The sequence below is a fragment of the Pseudomonas sp. R84 genome (assembly GCF_009834515.1).
In the GTDB taxonomy this organism is placed as follows: domain Bacteria; phylum Pseudomonadota; class Gammaproteobacteria; order Pseudomonadales; family Pseudomonadaceae; genus Aquipseudomonas.
On record NZ_CP019426.1, the window covers coordinates 4,582,431 to 4,598,364 of the forward strand.

The following is a 15,934-nucleotide window of genomic DNA, read 5'->3' on the forward strand; positions in this document are numbered from 1 at the left end:
ACCAACGGTATCTTAAGTGGTATTATGCCGCCCATTAGTTGCTTTCAAATTAATGGCACAGTGACTTCAGCGACAGCTATCCACTGATAGTTGGCAGTCAACACATTCACTGAACCGCGTTGAAATCAATAACATATTTGACAGCATTTTCAGACAGAGACCCGCCAGCCTCAGGCCGGTCTGCCCGCAGCGAACATCCATTGGCTCCATCCGTTATGTACGCCAGCCTCAAGTCAATCACTACATGGCCACCCTCCCGGGAAAATGCCCGCCGGTTCACACTCATACTGTGTGTCACCGCGACGCTCGGCAGCCTGCTGACCTACGGTCTTTCGACACCACTTAGCCTCGGACTGCTACTGCTCGACATCGCCGCTACCGCGTGTGTCTGGGTGCAATATCGACTGTCACGCAAATCGATCAAATTTCAGCCGCAAGAGCTCGCCGACCGATTGCTGGAGGTCCAGGAAAACGAGCGCCATCGCCTCAGCCGCGAATTGCACGATGATATCGGCCAGTTGCTGACGGCCGCCAAACTGCAGAGCGAGTGGCTCAAGCGACGCCTGCCGGATGACTTGCAGGAGCAATGCACAGTGTTGTGCGCCACCCTGGAAGAAACCCTCGACAAAGTGCGCGACGTTTCGGCCATTCTCAATCCACGGCAGTTGACCAGCCTTGGACTTGAAGCCAGCCTGCGTGCACATCTGCTCAAGACGTTGACCAACACCAGCGTGCACTGGAGCCTCGATTGCCAGCAGCGCCTTAACGGTATTCCGGAAGAAATGGCGGTCGCCGCCTTCCGCATCACCCAGGAGGCTGTTACCAATATCCTGCGTCACGCCCAGGCAAAAAACCTGGTGATACGCGTGCAACGTCTGCCCAAAGGGCTGACGCTGCTGATCAGCGATGACGGTCTGGGATTCGCCCCGGCGGCCAATCCGGGTCGAGAAGGACAACGAGGCATGGCCGGGATGGCCGAACGAATCGAGCAACTGGGTGGCACCCTGAACGTCATCAGCGAACCGGGCAAAGGCACTCAAATCGAAGCACTCTTCCCCTGGGCGCCTCGCGCACTCGAGCGGGCCAGTACGAATAAGGTTATGCGTTGACTTGCAACTTACTTCTGGTGGATGACCACTCGCTGATCAGGGCCGGCGTGCGCGCTCTGGTGCTGGATATTCCCGGTTACGCGGTGATTGGCGAAGCCAATGACGGTTCGCAATTGCTCGAAATGGTCGAGCAGTTGAGTCCGGATATCGTGTTGCTGGATATCTCGATGAAAGAAACCGGTGGCCTGGAAGCCCTGCAACGACTCAAGCGAGTGCGTCCGCAGAGCAAGGTACTGATCCTGTCGATGCACACCGATCCGGCGCTTATCATGCAGGCACTCGAGTCCGGCGCCCACGGCTACCTGCTCAAGGATACGACGGCTACCGAGCTTGAACATGCACTGGAAGCCTTGCGCAACAACGAGCGCTACCTGAGCCCCGCCATCGCACACACCGTGATCAATCAGGCCCTGACCCGCAATCAGAAGCAGCAGCCGGAGACCGCCGACTCGCATAATCTGACCGCCCGCCAACTGGAAATCCTGCGTTTGATCGTGCGGGGCAAATCCACCCGGGAAATCGCCAATGGCCTCGGGCTGAGCATCAAGACTGTCGAGACCCACCGCTCACAAATCATGAAGCGCCTGCAAATCTACGACGTGGCGGGCCTGGTGCTTTTCGCCGTGCGCGAACAGATCATCAGCCTGGACGACTGACCGAGCGGGCGCCGCCCAACAATGGAGAATGCTCCGGCAAGTGCACGCGCAACGCCGCCGGACGCACTTCAAATCGCATGTTGTCACCTTCCAGCGGTTCGCCATCAAGATTGATGCAGAGCCCCTCGGCCACCTTGATTTCGACCCATGGCAAACGGGTTCGAACAAACATGTTATCGATCCCGAAACCATCACTGAGCAGCGTCTTCAGCGTGCCCACCAGTTCCTGTGGCGCCGGCAGGATACTGATATCCAGCAAACCGTCATCGGCCAGTGCCTGCGGGCACAGTTCGTGGCCGCCGCCGGCCTGACGACCATTGCCGATACCCAGCGCCAACAATTCGCCACGCCAATGAAAATCCGGCCCCTGAAGTTCACCATAAGCGGCATGCAGTTCGCTGAATCGTGACAGGCCGGTGAACAGATAGGCCGCACCGCCGAGTACTTTTTTCAAATCCTCGGATGTATTGGCCGTGACTTGACTGCCGAAACCACCGGTGGCCATATTGAGGAAAATCTGTCCGCCCACTTCGCCCAGATCGATGTCGCGCGGCGGCACATCGAGCAGCTCAAGGGCTTCGGCAGGCTCCAGCGGCACGCCGGCTGCGCGGCAAAAATCATTGGCGGTGCCCAAAGGCAAAAGGACGAGACTGGCTTTGCCCGGATGCGCCGCGAGCGCTTCGGCGATGTCGCGCAACGTGCCATCTCCACCGCCGGCGATAATCTTTGTGTAACCGTCCGCTACAGCTTGCTCCACCCAACGCTGAGCGTCCCCTGCCTCCCATGTCAAGCGCACGGCCAGCTCCCAGCCTTGTTTGCGCTTGTCCTCGACGGCGGTGCGTACCGCCTCGTTGAGTGCCTGCTTGCCATGCAGAATCAACAGCGCCCGGCGTTCACTCATCACATCACTCCCTAATCGAATCGGTTCGAGACATCTTGACCACCGCCGCCCGCAAAAAAGCCGTCAGCCCCGTAATTAATTCGGCCTTCTGGCCTTGACGTCCTACACAGCGGTACTTTTTCTTACAAGACATGCGGAATCGGCTTAATTGACCCGGTTCCGACATTGGGTCACCGTGTGCTTGCAGCATCAATCTTCAATCCAACACACAGGGACGTGCATGTAATGAGTGGATACAACCCCAGGGCTCTTGCCAGTTCGAGAGCCGAAAAAGTTTGCAAGCGAACAGTTCAAACAACCGGTGGATGCTTCCATGCCCAGTCATGAAGCCAGAATGCCATTGAGCCCGGTTGCCCCTCTCGTCGAAAGTCGCGCGAATCAAAAGTCCGAATTCAAGAACAGCGCCAAAACCACTGGAGAAGTTGATATGGAACCTCGTGTTACCGAGCTGGAGACCCATCTCAAGTACCTTCGGCGGGACATGGACGAAGTCCGCAGTGATGTCAGAACAATCAAACACCGGCTTGCTTACTCAGCGGGTGCGACAGCGGTAGTGCTGGGTCTGCTGGGTTGGGTGGCCAATAGCCGATTCGACCAGCTTGTGGCACTGATCAGCAATTAATTGAATGAGTCATTGCAGGCGCCGCCAGCCGACGCCTGTATTTGCGAGACAGCGGTCAGTCCAGCAGATCACTCAGCGGAATGAAGACCACTTCGTCGCCGGCGCTCAGCGTGCGACCTTCCAACACTTCGACCAATCCATCTGCCCACGCGGCGCTACGCAGAACGCCTGAGCTCTGGTTGCGGTAAACAGTGGCCCGCCCTTGCTCCAGACGGCCGCGCAGGTACTCACGCCGATTGCCTGCCACCGGCCAGGCAAAACCCGCTGGTACGCTGAACTTAAGCGGCTCGACGTCCAGAACGCCCTGACGGCGTAATAGATATGGCCGAGTGAGTAGCGCAAAGGTCACCAGCGTCGATGCCGGATTTCCTGGCAAGCCAATGACCGGCACATTGCGGAAATGGCCAAACGTCAGCGGTTTTCCAGGTTTGATCGCCAGTTTCCAAAGGGCAAGCTCGCCCTCTTCTCGCAAGGCGACACCCAGAAAATCCGCCTCACCTACCGACACGCCACCCGTGGAAAGGATCAGATCAACATCCTGCAACTCCCCCAGACGGGCACGGGTAGTGGCCAGATTATCCGGAAGAATGCCGGCATCGATCACCTCGCAGCCCAGACGTTGCAGCCAACTGCACAGCAACACCCGATTGCTGTTGTATATCTGACCCGGCCCCAGTGCCTGGCCGGGCTCGACCAATTCATCTCCCGTGGAGATCACCGCGACGCGAACCTTGCGCACGACGTTCAACCCGGCACACCCCAACGATGCAGCCAGTCCCTGCTCTATGGGGCCCAACCGAGTCCCGGCGGGCAGGATCAGTTCACCGACAGTGGTTTCCTGACCTTGCGGGCGGATGTTCTGCCCAACCTTCAGCGGCTCGAGGAAGCGCACCGTTTCATCGGCTTGAACCTCTGCGTTTTCCTGCATTTCCACGCAATCGGCACCCGCCGGCACCGGAGCCCCTGTGAAAATCCGTGCACAGGTGCCCGGCGCCAGTGGTTCGGGGGATTGCCCGGCAAATACCTTCTGACTGACCGGCATCGGCTGGCCATCCCAATCCGTCAGGTTCAGCGCGTAACCATCCATGGCACTGTTCGGCCACGGGGGCAGATCCAGCGTCGAAATCAGATCTTCGCTCAGCACCCGCCCCTGAACCTGAGCCAGGGGCAAATATTCACGCTCGACAATGGGTGAGGCCTCGGCCATTTCGAGCAGACGCGCCAGCGCCACCTCGACCGGCATCAGTGCCCCGCTCTTGCCCGGCTTACCCACGGGATTCACAAGGTGCCGCCTGCTTCAAATGAGTGACGAAATTGCACGGGCGGTGACGAGCGTCCAACTGCTCACCCAGGATGCCATCCCAACCGGTGCGTACGGCATTGGTCGAACCCGGCAGGCAGCAAACCAGCGTGCCATTGGCCAGACCGGCCAGCGCACGGGACTGAACCGTGGAGGTGCCGATATCGGCTACCGATATCTGCCGGAACAGCTCACCAAACCCGTCGACCTGCTTGTCGAGCAAGCAGGCAACGGCCTCAGGTGTGCTGTCGCGGCCGGTGAAACCGGTACCGCCGGTGATCAAGACAACCTGCACGACATCGTCTGCAATCCAGGTGGCGACTTGCGCGCGAATTTTGTAGAGGTCATCTTTGAGCAAAACCCGCTGCGCCAAAAAATGGCCCGCAGCGGTCAAACGGTCGACGAAGACCTGACCTGAGGTGTCGGTTTCCAGTGTTCGGGTGTCACTGACAGTCAGCACCGCAATATTGAGCGGCACGAAAGGTACATCAGCCTTGGCTTTCATAGGCTCGTCCAGTTGTAGGAGAAACAGCCCGGTGTTATATCACAGCGCCTCATTTTTTCGCCGCCCCTCTGGAGAGCTGCCATGATTCTCGACACGCAACCGCCCCCTTGCTCCATTCTGCTCCTGGCAGGCGGACGCGGCCAACGCATGGGCGGCCAGGACAAAGGCTTGGTCGAGTGGCAGGGCGAGCCGTTGATTACACATTTGCAGCGCAAGGTTCGTGGGCTGACCGATGACCTGATCATCTCCTGCAACCGCAATCGCGAGCGTTACGCGCCATTCGCCGATCAATTGGTTGTCGATGACGAGGGCGATTTTCCGGGGCCATTGGCCGGCATTCGTGCGGGCCTGAAAGCTGCGCGCCATCCGCATCTGCTGGTCTTGCCCTGTGATGTTCCGCGCATTGACGCAGCGTTACTGCAAAGCATGCGTGAGACGGCCAATCAGAATCCTGAAAAACCTTTAATGTTGCGCCATGACGAGCACTGGGAACCGTTGTTATGTGTGATTCCGGTAGCCCTTCGACCCGCCTTCGAAGAGGCCTGGAACGCCGGTGAGCGCAGCCCCGGCCGGGTCATGCGCAACCTTGGCGCCACTGCCCTGCAATGCCCGGACAACGACCCGCGACTGGCCAACCTCAATACCCCCGAACTGTTAAATTCCCACAACACTGTGTCAGACTGACAGCACTCAAGGAACTCTCACGCCTTGTATACGTCTCAAGCTCAGTAACCAAAAGAATTCCCATTCGGAGACACACCCATGACTCAACGGACCCTCGCCACTTTCATGCTCGCACTGGGCCTGGCTACCCTCGCCGGTTGCTCGTCGCCTACAGTGATCACCTTGAATGACGGTCGCGAAATCCAGGCCGTCGACACCCCGAAATACGATGACGATTCGGGCTTCTACGAGTTCAAACAGCTGGACGGCAAAGAAACCCGCATCAACAAGGATCAGGTTCGTACCGTTAAAGAGCTGTAAGCTCGGGTTCGATACCGGATACAGAAAAGCCCGCATTAATGCGGGCTTTTTCATGGGCGCTCGAAAGGTGGCTTTGGCCTCACCATTGCAGCGTAATCCGACTCTCGAATTCTCGCTCCTCACCGGTCACAGGGTCGATAAACCGTAGACCTTGCGCCAGCAGCTTCAGCGGATTGGCATAGTCATCCTCGACGTCTTTCAACACCTGCGGATAAAACGGGTCGTTGCAGATACTCGCCCCCAACGCAGTCATGTGGACGCGCAACTGATGTTTCTTGCCGGTTACCGGAAACAAACCATAGCGCCACAGATCGCCATTCTTTTCCCGAACCTCCACCGCCGTTTCGGTGTTGCTGGCCCCCGCGCCTTCCTGCATGCGGAAAAACGGTTCGCCATCCACCAGACGGCTCTTGTGCACCAGCGGAAAGTTCAGACCCGGCAGCGCCGGGGCGATGGCTTCATAGCGCTTGTCGATCTGCCGCGTGGGGAACAGTGACTGATAGGCCGAACGGGTTTGCGGATTGGCCGAAAAAATAACCAGTCCCGCCGTATGCCGGTCGATGCGGTGCAGTGGCACCAGGTGAGGATTGTCCATACGTCGGATCAAACGCCGCAGTAACGTTTGTTCGACGTACTCACCTGCTGGTGTCACTGGCAGAAAATGTGGTTTGTCAGCCACTACCAGATGCTCGTCCGCATACAGAATCGACTCGACCACCGGGATCGGCTTTTCGTCCGGCACTTCGCGAAAATAGTGAATCCGCAAACCTTCCTTGTAAGCCAAATCCACCGGGATCGGCCGACCATGGCCATCCAGCACTCGCCCCCGGGCGATCCGGTCCAGCCATTGCTCGCGATCAATGGCGCTGAAATGCTCGCACAGGCAATCGAGTACGGTCAGCCATTTACCGGGCGGCAGATAAAGTGTGCTCGCCTGATTCTGCGCAGCAGAGAATGTAGATGTGGACATACGGAAATCGAACCCTCAATGCAGTGCGGCATTATCCAGCACAGAGGAAAACGAGCCTAGCGTTGAATGCTCAGGCCGGGATCGTTTTGAGCGCTGCAGCCTCAGTGAACTCCTTGAGCCAGCGCAGCACATCGACGGCCTCCCAGCGGCCCGGGTCATACAAGGCGTAAAGCAAACCCTGATAACCGACCACATCCAGTTGCTTGTGATAACCGGCACGCTGAAACAAGGCCTCGATCTCGGCAAAGCAGGTGTTGAAATGCAGCTTGTTGAAGGGCGTCTTGCCTTCCGTGACCAACCCGTCCAGGCGCAATTCGAGAACGGCCTCGCGCACCACGTCAACCGACATCCGGTTCACGCTGTTCTTCAACTGTTCGACATTGACCACGGTTCATCCCTCTGAAGCATTTACTGTATGAACATACAGTAACCGAACAATCCGCAAAATGCCAAGGAATGGATGGCAGCGGCGACCGGCGGGATTAGCCAGGAAACTTGGATTAACGCAAAAACGCCACGACTTGATCAGCGCTGAATGGCCAATCCAGTTCAGCCCCGGTGTCGATGCGACGCAATACCGGAATTCGCAGGCTATAAGCCTCGAACCACGATTCGTCATCCGCGATATCGACCAGTTCGACCAGCAAGCCATGCTCGACAAAAGGCATCAGCTCAGCCTCGGCGACTTCACACAAATGGCATCCAAGGGTGCCGAAAAGCTGACATTCAGGAGGCATGATTGCTCAACCAGAAAATGAGTGGACCTATTCTAGGCCGCAGCTGAAAACCCGTCGAGCCACCGCCGCCCAAAGGCTCAAGCGTCCCGACAAAGGTTCACAGGCAAAACCCTGACGCAAATCAGTCCGCAGAAAAACCATTTACGCGATCCTCCCGGTCTTTTTGCCTCTACGCTTGAAAAGCCTGAATCTGACATCGGAGTGTCCAGTGTTTGCCAATCTGTTGATCATCCTCGCCTCTTCTCTCGTGGTGATTGCCCTGTTCCGTCGCCTGCGCTTGCCGCCGGTTCTGGGTTATCTGTGCGTGGGACTGCTGGTCGGACCGAGTGCGTTCGACTGGGTCAACGAGAGCGAACACTTGCCCGACGTCGCGGAGTTGGGGGTGGTGTTTCTGTTGTTTTCACTGGGTCTGGAGTTCTCCCTGTCGAAGATGATCGCGCTGCGCCAAGTAGTGTTCCGTCTCGGCAGTCAGCAGGTGCTGGTCAGCACCGCGCTGCTCGGGCTGCTATTGATGCTGTTGGGCATGCCGATCACACCCGCGCTGTTGCTCGGCGCCGGGCTTTCGCTGTCATCAACGGCGATTGTGACCAAAGAGTTGGGCAGCCTTGGCGAGGTGTTCAGCAGCCACGGCCAGAATGCGGTTGGTGTTTTACTGTTTCAGGACGTGGTCGCGGTATTGCTGCTGACGTTGGTGCCCGTGTTCGCCGGCAGCAGCGAGCAAGCCTGGTACTGGGCGCTGCCACTGACGCTGGCAAAAACCGTGGTGCTGTTTGTCGGTCTGCTGCTGGCCAGTCGCTGGTTACTGCCGAGGCTGTTTCATGAAGTGGCCGCGTCACGCTCGGCAGAATTGTTCGTGCTGCTGGCGCTGGTGATTGTGCTGTTGACCGCGTGGTTGACTCACCTGCTGGGCCTGTCCCCTGCCCTCGGTGCATTTCTGGCTGGCATGTTGCTCGGTGAAAGCCACTATCGGCATCAGATCGAGGCCGACATCCGGCCATTCCGCGACATCCTGCTCGGCGTGTTTTTCGTCAGCATCGGCATGCTCATTGACCTGCAACTGTTCGTCAGTCACAGCCTGCTGATCCTCGGGCTCACCGTCGGTTTGATGGTGATCAAGGGCATCGTCGTCGCCTTGTTGGTGAAGTGGCGCGGCAGCGACAGCGAAACGGCGTGGCGCAGCGGTCTGGCATTGGCTCAAGGTGGCGAGTTCTGCTTCGCACTGATGGCGCAGATGCAGCAACACAGCATGATGCCCGAAGCATTGAGCGATCTTCTGCTCGCCGCAACGTTCTGCTCGATGCTGCTGACGCCACTGTTGCTGCGCGCAGCTCCCCGCATCGCGGCCGCCCTGCACCGCAAGCCCAATCAGGAAGCACAGATCGAGGAGATCAGCGCACTCAACGCCGACCTCAATCAGCACGTGGTGATATGTGGCTACGGCCGCGTCGGCCAATCCATCGGGCGTTTCCTGCGCAATGCCAAACAGCCTTATATCGCCTTGGACAGTGATCCGGTTCGCGTACAGGAAGCCGCCAGTGGAGAAAGTGACGTGCATTACGGCGACTCGTCACGCGCCGATCTGCTGATCGCCGTTGGCCTGCTGCGCGCCAGACTGCTGGTGGTTGCGGTGGATCAGAGTGACATTGCCCTGCGTATCCTCAAGGAAGCGCGCCGGCTCAACGCCCACGTGCCGATCCTGGTGCGCACCCGCGACGACAGCCAATGGGCCGAATTGAAAGCCGCCGGCGCCACCGAAGTGGTGCCGGAGCTGTTGGAGTCGAGCCTGATGCTCGCCGCCCACGCTTTGATCATGCTTGGCTTGCCGGCGCATCAGGTGCAGGAAAAAGTCGATCAGGTGCGCATCGACCGCTATCGCCTGCTCCACGGCTTTTATCCCGGTAGCGACGATGCCGAGACTTAGTCCTGGCTCACCGCGCCGATCTTGTGCAATGACAGGTCGGCGCCGTAAAACTCTTGTTCCTGACTCAGGCGCAGCCCGTGCAGAGCCTTGATCACGCCGTAAACGACGAAGCCACCGATCAGCGCCACCGCGACGCCGAGTGCGGTGCCGATCAACTGGCTGATCAGGCTGACGCCACCGATCCCGCCAAGCGCAGTCTGGCCGAAGATCCCGCAGGCAATCCCGCCCCAGACGCCGCACAAGCCATGCAACGGCCACACGCCCAACACATCATCGATGCGCCATTTCACCTGCGCTGCAGTAAAGCACCAGACGAACAGCGCACCGGCAATCGCGCCAGTCACCAAGGCGCCGACCGGATGCATCAGATCGGAGCCGGCACAGATTGCGACCAGACCGGCCAATGGACCGTTGTGGAGAAAGCCCGGGTCATTGCGCCCGACGAGCAGCGCTGCCATCGTGCCACCGACCATCGCCATCAGCGAATTGACCGCCACCAGACCGCTGACGCCTTGCAGTGTTTGCGCACTCATCACGTTGAAACCGAACCAGCCGACGATCAAAATCCACGAACCCAGCGCCAGAAAGGGAATGCTCGACGGTGCGAACGCCACCAGACGACCGTCGCGATATCGGCCATTACGCGGCCCCAGCAGCAATACCGCCGCCAGCGCCAGCCAACCGCCCATGGCATGCACTACAACGGAACCGGCGAAATCATGGAAAGCGGCACCAAACTGCGCCGTCAGCCACGCTTGCAGGCCGTAGTTGCCGTTCCAGATCATGCCTTCGAAAAACGGATAGATGAACGCGACAATCAGCGCCGTGGCACACAACTGCGGCACGAAACGCGCGCGTTCGGCGATGCCACCGGAAATGATCGCCGGGATCGCAGCGGCAAAGGTCAGCAGGAAGAAAAACTTCACCAGTCCATAACCGTGATCGGCGCTCAGCACCGCCGCCGGCTGCATGAACGTCACGCCATAAGAGATCCAATAGCCTATAAAGAAATAGGCCAGCGTCGAGACGGCGAAATCGCTGAGAATCTTCGACAGCGCATTGACCTGGTTTTTCTGGCGGACCGTACCGACCTCCAGAAAGGCGAAACCGGCGTGCATCGCCAGCACCATCACCGCACCGATCAGAATGAACAAGGTATTGGAGCTGTGAACCAGGGTGTCCACAGCGCTTTGCAGATTTTCCATAAGCAGGCAGACCTAAAGGCGAAAAAGGCACCAAAGCGGTTCATGCGCACATTTCATGCACCAAGTTGCGACCGCGCAGTCACGAATCCGGATGTCCGGCGAACTGCTTTGGCGCACGAGGTTGATGTCCTGACACGAACCGGGCTTGTTTGGGATAAGGTTTTTCAAGGCGCACGCCCGGCAACAGCGCACAACGCCGAGCGACGCACCACGACACAGCAAAAGTTGTACCAGTCATTTGTACTGAACCTTCGCGCAAGGCTCATACTCGAACGCTTCAGACGTCACTTACGGAGATCCACCATGGCCAGCATCAAGGCAAAGACTGCTCAAGAAATCCTCATGAACGACTTCCAGACTTTGGTCGCCGACACCGAACGCTTGCTCGAGCACACCGCCACTCTGGCCGGCGATCAGGCCGATGAGCTGCGCGAGCAGATCCACGACAGCCTGCTGCGCGCCCGCGAAACCCTGAAACTGACCGAAGACACCCTGCGTGATCGCGGTCAGGCCGCCGTGACTGCCACTGAAGATTATGTGTCGGCCAACCCTTGGCAGTCCGTCGGTATCGCTGCCGGTGTCGGCTTCCTGATCGGCCTGCTGGCTACTCGGCGCTGATTATGTCGATCGGTGAATCCGGCCCGACTGCGGGCACCGCCTCCTCCACGCGACGCCTGGGCGCCGCCGTTCTCGGTCTGCTGCACAGCCATGTCGAATTGTTCGGCATCGAATTGCAGGAGCAGAAATCACGCACCGTCAGCCTGTTGCTGTTCGCCGGCCTGGCCTTGGTCTTTGCCCTGTTATTGCTGGTGGGGTTATCGACCTTGGTGATGATCGTGTTCTGGGACACTTACCGCTTGGCCGCGATCATTGGCCTGTGCGTTTTCTATACCCTGGCCTCGATCTTCTGTGGGCTGCGCCTCAAGGCAGCAATCTTCGATGAGTCCTCGCCTTTCCACGGCACGCTCGAAGAGCTGGCCAACGACCGGGAGCGCCTGCTGCCATGAGCCTGCCTGAACTGCCACACAACAGCTCGCGTCGGGAAATGCGCAAGGCGTTGATCCGTCTGCGCATGGAAATGCATCGTCAGGAAATCCGTCATGAAGCCGGGCAAGTCCTGCAACCCCTGCACCGCATGCGCGGCATGACGCAAAACCTGCAAGGTGGCTTCGGCATCAAACACGCGCCATTGTGGGGCGTGGCCGCCGTTACGCTACTGGGTTTTATCACCGGCAAAGGCGCGAAAAGCGGCGGCGCTGGCGGATTGACTCGCTTGATCCGACTCGGCACCAGTCTCGGTCCGCTGATCAAACTGGTCATGCAGAGCTCGGCGAAACGCTAAGCAGATACATCTGGCTACATTCTTGCAATAGCGGCGGGATGAACCTCTTTATCCGGAGGTTCAATCCCGTGCGCCTACCCGGTCGGCGGGGTTCATCAGAACAAGAACCACTAAGGAGGCCCCGTGATCGACGGGCAACCGCTCGCCTGCTTTCAACCTTTTATCGATACCGCCACGGGACGCATTGCCGGCGTTGAAGCGCTGGGTCGCCTGCGCCAGGCTGACGGTCAATTGAATTCGGTCGGGCCTTTGTTCGCCGACCCGCGCACACCCGCCATAGCCCTGCGGCGCCTCGACCGGCAGATCCGCGACAACGCCTTGAGCCGCTTGCACGAAGCGCCGGCAGACTGGTTTCTCAGCCTGAACATGTCACCGCGCTGGATCAGTCGCCTGCGCGCCGATCAAGCCTTGCCCAGCCTCAAGCAATTGGCACGCTACAACATCGATCCGCAACGTATTGTTTTCGAAATCACCGAACTGGCTGGCAATGGTCAACGCCTGGCCGAAGTCGTCGCGCGCTATCGCGAGGCGGGCGCGAGAATCGCCATCGACGACTTTGGCGCCGGCTACTCGCAACTGGATCGTGTACTGGCCCTGCAACCGGACATTCTCAAACTCGATATGCGTCTGTTCCAGGCCGCGGCACTGGGTGGGCCGAGCAGTGATGTGGTCAAGGCTCTCGCACAGATGGCTGAGAAGACCGGTTGCTGGATCATTGCCGAAGGCGTCGAGACCGAAGCACAGCTGAATTTCGCCCTGGAATGCGGATCGCGCTATGTACAGGGTTTCCTGTTCGCGCGGGCACAGGAGGCGTTTTTCCCCACTGACGCGTTCGTGCAACGCTTCGCCGAACTGCGCCAGCGCTATGTCCGGCAGAAGCTCGCCGAGCGCGGGCGGCTGATGCAAATGCGCCAGCAACTCGCTGAACTGATGTCGATCCTGCAAGCCTGGGCTCAGGCACGTGCACCGTTAAGCGCATTGCCACAACTGGAGGCCTTCCCCTGGCTGCTGCGTTTCTATCAATGCGATCGCCACGGCACACAACTGACGCCCAACCTCGAATGGCGGCAGCACGGCTGGGTCGCCGACAATCGTTATCTGGGGCACAACTGGTCATGGCGTCCGTACTTCTATCATTTGCTTGCCGAAGGCTGGGAGGAGCGGCGTTTGACACTCTCCAATACCTACCGCGATGCCACCAGTAATCAATACTGCCTGACGGCCGGACAGTTTTTTGACAACGGTGAGCGTTTGCTGTTGATCGACATCGACGCGGCAGGGTTGTAGTTACGCTTGCAGGGGCGTGCGCGAACCGGGAAGCTAGGGGCCAACGCCCCCAGCCACCTGACGGAGAGAATCAGCCTTGGATTGGCAAACCCTGCTCAACCGCGAACGCCTCGGCAAGCCGCTGCACAGCCCGCAAGAACTTGGCCGCAGCCCTTTCCACAAAGACCATGACCGCATTATTTTCTCCGGTGCCTTCCGCCGCCTCGGACGCAAGACCCAGGTGCACCCGGTCACCAGCAACGACCACATTCACACACGCCTGACCCATTCGCTGGAAGTCAGTTGCGTCGGCCGTTCGCTGGGTATGCGGGTGGGCGAAACCCTGCGCAGTGCCTTGCCCGAATGGTGCGACCCGGCCGACCTCGGCATGGTCGTGCAGTCGGCGTGTCTGGCTCACGACATCGGTAATCCGCCGTTCGGCCATTCCGGTGAAGATGCCATTCGCCACTGGTTCCAGCAGGCCGCCGGGCGTGGCTGGCTGGACGGCATGAGTGAAGCCGAACGCGCTGACTTCCTCAACTTCGAAGGCAATGCCCAGGGCTTTCGCGTACTGACTCAGCTGGAGTATCACCAGTTCGACGGCGGTACACGGCTGACCTACGCCACCCTCGGCACCTACCTGAAATACCCGTGGACCGCGCGTCACGCCGACTCCCTGGGTTACAAGAAACACAAATTCGGCTGCTATCAGAGCGAACTCCCGCTGCTTGAGCAGATCGCCCACAAACTGGGCCTGCCGCAAATCGAAGACCAGCGTTGGGCGCGTCATCCGTTGGTGTATCTGATGGAGGCCGCCGACGACATCTGCTACGCGCTGATCGACCTCGAAGACGGCCTCGAAATGGAGCTACTGGAATACGCCGAAGTCGAATCCCTGCTGCTCGGGCTAGTGGGTGATGATCTGCCGGAAACCTATCGTCAGCTCGGCCCACAGGATTCGCGTCGACGCAAACTGGCGATCCTGCGCGGCAAGGCCATCGAGCATTTGACCAACGCTGCGGCGCGGGCTTTTGTCGAGCAACAAGATGCACTGCTCGCCGGCACGCTGCACGGCGATCTGGTGGAGCACATGCACGGCCCGGCCAAGCGTTGCGTGCTGAATGCCAAGGACATCGCCCGCAAGAAAATCTTTCAGGACAAACGCAAAACCCTGCATGAAATCGGCGCCTATACGACGCTGGAGATCTTGCTCAATTCGTTCTGCGGTGCCGCGCTGGAACAACACAACGGGCGTACGCCGTCGTTCAAGAGCCGGCGTATTCTCGATCTGCTGGGCAGTAACGCGCCGGATCCTCGGGGTTCGTTACACACGTCGTTTCTGCGCATGATCGATTTCATTGCCGGCATGACCGACAGCTACGCCAGCGACATGGCGCTGGAAATGACCGGCCGCTCCAGCCACTGACCCCATCGCATGCGGGCGGCGATAGTTTTGGCCACCCGCATGCAGCCCCCCATCGTCGACCCACGGATTTTTACGAGCGACTGACAGGTCTGAAAACCCACAATGACCAAGCGGCAATTAAGCAAGTTTAAACATCTACAAAAAGCCCTTTACAGCCAGTACTTGCAAATCAATCAAGTCAAACTATAAGCCTCTTCAAATTCTGCTCCTCCTTACGTCAAACCTAGTTTGAACGTAGTCCGCTTCCTTATTGGTTGTAGGATTAATCCGATAACGTGACTAGAGCCATGTCACTTCATGCGAGTGCTCATTCAACTGAGCTAAGGTGCGCGCTTTATTCGTGCTTGCATGGGATTTGATTATGAACTCCGTTTTTATTGTCGACGATCACCCGGTCATCCGTCTCGCCGTTCGAATGCTGCTGGAGCATGAAGGTTACAAGGTCGTCGGTGAAACCGATAACGGAGTCGATGCCATGCAAATGGTGCGCGAGTGCATGCCCGATCTGGTCATTCTCGATGTGAGTATTCCCAAGCTGGATGGCCTGGAAGTATTGGCCCGCTTCAACGCCATGGGCTCGCCGTTGAAAATCCTGATTCTGACGGCGCAGTGTCCGACACTGTTCGGCATTCGCTGCATGCAATCCGGCGCATCGGGTTATGTCTGCAAACAGGAGGACCTGAGTGAACTGGTCAGTGCAATCAAGGCAGTACTTTCCGGTTACAACTATTTCCCCAGCCAGGCATTGAATCCGGTTCGCAGTGACGATATCCGTTTTGCCGAACTGGAACTGTTCAAATCCGTCAATGATCGCGAGCTGATGGTTCTGCAATTGTTCGCCCAAGGCCGCACTAACAAAGAGATCGCCAAGGGCATGTTTCTAAGTAATAAAACCGTCAGCACTTATAAAAAACGACTGATGCAGAAACTCAAGGCCAAATCCCTTGTAGAACTTATCGAGATGGCCAAACGAAACGCACTCGTGTGAGA

The 15,934-nt window shown here is 58.5% G+C and carries 19 protein-coding genes; 12 read left to right on the plus strand and 7 right to left on the minus strand.

What is annotated here, in order from left to right:
• Positions 1-215 precede the first annotated feature (215 nt).
• Positions 216-1,109, plus strand: a complete 894-nt coding sequence (locus tag PspR84_RS20160; RefSeq protein ID WP_160060119.1) for a sensor histidine kinase — start codon at positions 216-218, stop codon at positions 1,107-1,109.
• Entirely contained in the window at positions 1,106-1,765 is a 660-nt protein-coding gene (locus PspR84_RS20165) for a response regulator transcription factor (RefSeq protein ID WP_160058885.1), read from the plus strand. Before PspR84_RS20160 ends, PspR84_RS20165 begins: the two co-directional genes overlap by 4 nt.
• Here the strand turns inward: PspR84_RS20165 and yegS are convergent.
• The gene (yegS, locus tag PspR84_RS20170) at positions 1,749-2,666 is read right to left on the minus strand and encodes a lipid kinase YegS (RefSeq protein WP_160058886.1); all 918 of its coding nucleotides are present in this window, start codon (positions 2,664-2,666) and stop codon (positions 1,749-1,751) included. The two genes, PspR84_RS20165 and yegS, sit on opposite strands and share 17 nt — an antisense overlap.
• 313 nt (positions 2,667-2,979) lie before the next feature.
• Here yegS and PspR84_RS29510 point away from each other — a divergent pair, with 313 nt between their 5' ends.
• Entirely contained in the window at positions 2,980-3,288 is a 309-nt protein-coding gene (locus tag PspR84_RS29510; protein WP_174244470.1) for a hypothetical protein, read from the plus strand.
• A gap of 55 nt (positions 3,289-3,343) precedes the next feature.
• On the opposite strand, the gene glp is transcribed toward PspR84_RS29510, so the two are convergent.
• Both glp and moaB read right to left on the minus strand, forming a co-directional pair.
• Positions 3,344-4,570, minus strand: a complete 1,227-nt coding sequence (gene glp, locus PspR84_RS20180) for a gephyrin-like molybdotransferase Glp (protein ID WP_160058887.1) — start codon at positions 4,568-4,570, stop codon at positions 3,344-3,346.
• The gene (moaB, locus tag PspR84_RS20185) at positions 4,554-5,093 is read right to left on the minus strand and encodes a molybdenum cofactor biosynthesis protein B (RefSeq protein ID WP_007908664.1); all 540 of its coding nucleotides are present in this window, start codon (positions 5,091-5,093) and stop codon (positions 4,554-4,556) included. Before moaB ends, glp begins: the two co-directional genes overlap by 17 nt.
• An 81-nt stretch (positions 5,094-5,174) precedes the next feature.
• On the opposite strand from moaB, the gene mobA reads away from it, so the two are divergent.
• Together mobA and PspR84_RS20195 are read left to right on the plus strand one after the other, a co-directional pair.
• The gene (gene mobA / locus PspR84_RS20190; RefSeq protein WP_160058888.1) at positions 5,175-5,777 is read left to right on the plus strand and encodes a molybdenum cofactor guanylyltransferase MobA; all 603 of its coding nucleotides are present in this window, start codon (positions 5,175-5,177) and stop codon (positions 5,775-5,777) included.
• A gap of 78 nt (positions 5,778-5,855) precedes the next feature.
• The gene (locus PspR84_RS20195) at positions 5,856-6,077 is read left to right on the plus strand and encodes a YgdI/YgdR family lipoprotein (protein WP_007908660.1); all 222 of its coding nucleotides are present in this window, start codon (positions 5,856-5,858) and stop codon (positions 6,075-6,077) included.
• A gap of 79 nt (positions 6,078-6,156) precedes the next feature.
• Here the strand turns inward: PspR84_RS20195 and PspR84_RS20200 are convergent, their stop codons facing one another.
• The 3 genes from PspR84_RS20200 to PspR84_RS20210 form a co-directional block, all read right to left on the minus strand.
• Entirely contained in the window at positions 6,157-7,047 is an 891-nt protein-coding gene (locus PspR84_RS20200) for a pseudouridine synthase (protein WP_160058889.1), read from the minus strand.
• 70 nt (positions 7,048-7,117) lie between these two features.
• Positions 7,118-7,435, minus strand: a complete 318-nt coding sequence (locus PspR84_RS20205; protein WP_123466484.1) for a transcriptional regulator — start codon at positions 7,433-7,435, stop codon at positions 7,118-7,120.
• A 112-nt stretch (positions 7,436-7,547) separates the two neighbouring features.
• On the minus strand, positions 7,548-7,784 hold the full coding sequence (locus tag PspR84_RS20210; RefSeq protein ID WP_160058890.1) for a glutaredoxin family protein: 237 nt from the start codon (positions 7,782-7,784) through the stop codon (positions 7,548-7,550).
• Positions 7,785-7,992: 208 nt separating this feature from the next.
• Here PspR84_RS20210 and PspR84_RS20215 point away from each other — a divergent pair, with 208 nt between their 5' ends.
• Positions 7,993-9,705 (plus strand): monovalent cation:proton antiporter-2 (CPA2) family protein, encoded by a 1,713-nt coding sequence (locus PspR84_RS20215; RefSeq protein WP_160058891.1) that lies wholly within the window; start codon positions 7,993-7,995, stop codon positions 9,703-9,705.
• Here the strand turns inward: PspR84_RS20215 and PspR84_RS20220 are convergent.
• On the minus strand, positions 9,702-10,910 hold the full coding sequence (locus PspR84_RS20220) for an ammonium transporter (RefSeq protein WP_160058892.1): 1,209 nt from the start codon (positions 10,908-10,910) through the stop codon (positions 9,702-9,704). The two genes, PspR84_RS20215 and PspR84_RS20220, sit on opposite strands and share 4 nt — an antisense overlap.
• A 303-nt stretch (positions 10,911-11,213) precedes the next feature.
• Here PspR84_RS20220 and PspR84_RS20225 point away from each other — a divergent pair, with 303 nt between their 5' ends.
• The 6 genes from PspR84_RS20225 to PspR84_RS20250 all read left to right on the plus strand — a co-directional run bounded on the left by PspR84_RS20225 (position 11,214) and on the right by PspR84_RS20250 (position 15,932).
• Positions 11,214-11,528, plus strand: a complete 315-nt coding sequence (locus PspR84_RS20225) for a YqjD family protein (RefSeq protein WP_025113166.1) — start codon at positions 11,214-11,216, stop codon at positions 11,526-11,528.
• 2 nt (positions 11,529-11,530) lie between these two features.
• Positions 11,531-11,917, plus strand: a complete 387-nt coding sequence (locus PspR84_RS20230; protein WP_016985474.1) for a phage holin family protein — start codon at positions 11,531-11,533, stop codon at positions 11,915-11,917.
• Entirely contained in the window at positions 11,914-12,252 is a 339-nt protein-coding gene (locus PspR84_RS20235) for a hypothetical protein (RefSeq protein WP_160058893.1), read from the plus strand. The genes PspR84_RS20230 and PspR84_RS20235 overlap by 4 nt, the downstream gene beginning before the upstream one ends.
• 123 nt (positions 12,253-12,375) lie before the next feature.
• Entirely contained in the window at positions 12,376-13,539 is a 1,164-nt protein-coding gene (locus tag PspR84_RS20240; protein WP_160058894.1) for an EAL domain-containing protein, read from the plus strand.
• Positions 13,540-13,615: 76 nt separating this feature from the next.
• Complete coding sequence (locus tag PspR84_RS20245; RefSeq protein WP_160058895.1) at positions 13,616-14,944, plus strand: deoxyguanosinetriphosphate triphosphohydrolase; 1,329 nt, start codon at positions 13,616-13,618, stop codon at positions 14,942-14,944.
• A gap of 361 nt (positions 14,945-15,305) precedes the next feature.
• Positions 15,306-15,932 (plus strand): response regulator transcription factor, encoded by a 627-nt coding sequence (locus PspR84_RS20250; protein WP_007908640.1) that lies wholly within the window; start codon positions 15,306-15,308, stop codon positions 15,930-15,932.
• Positions 15,933-15,934: the final 2 nt, after the last annotated feature.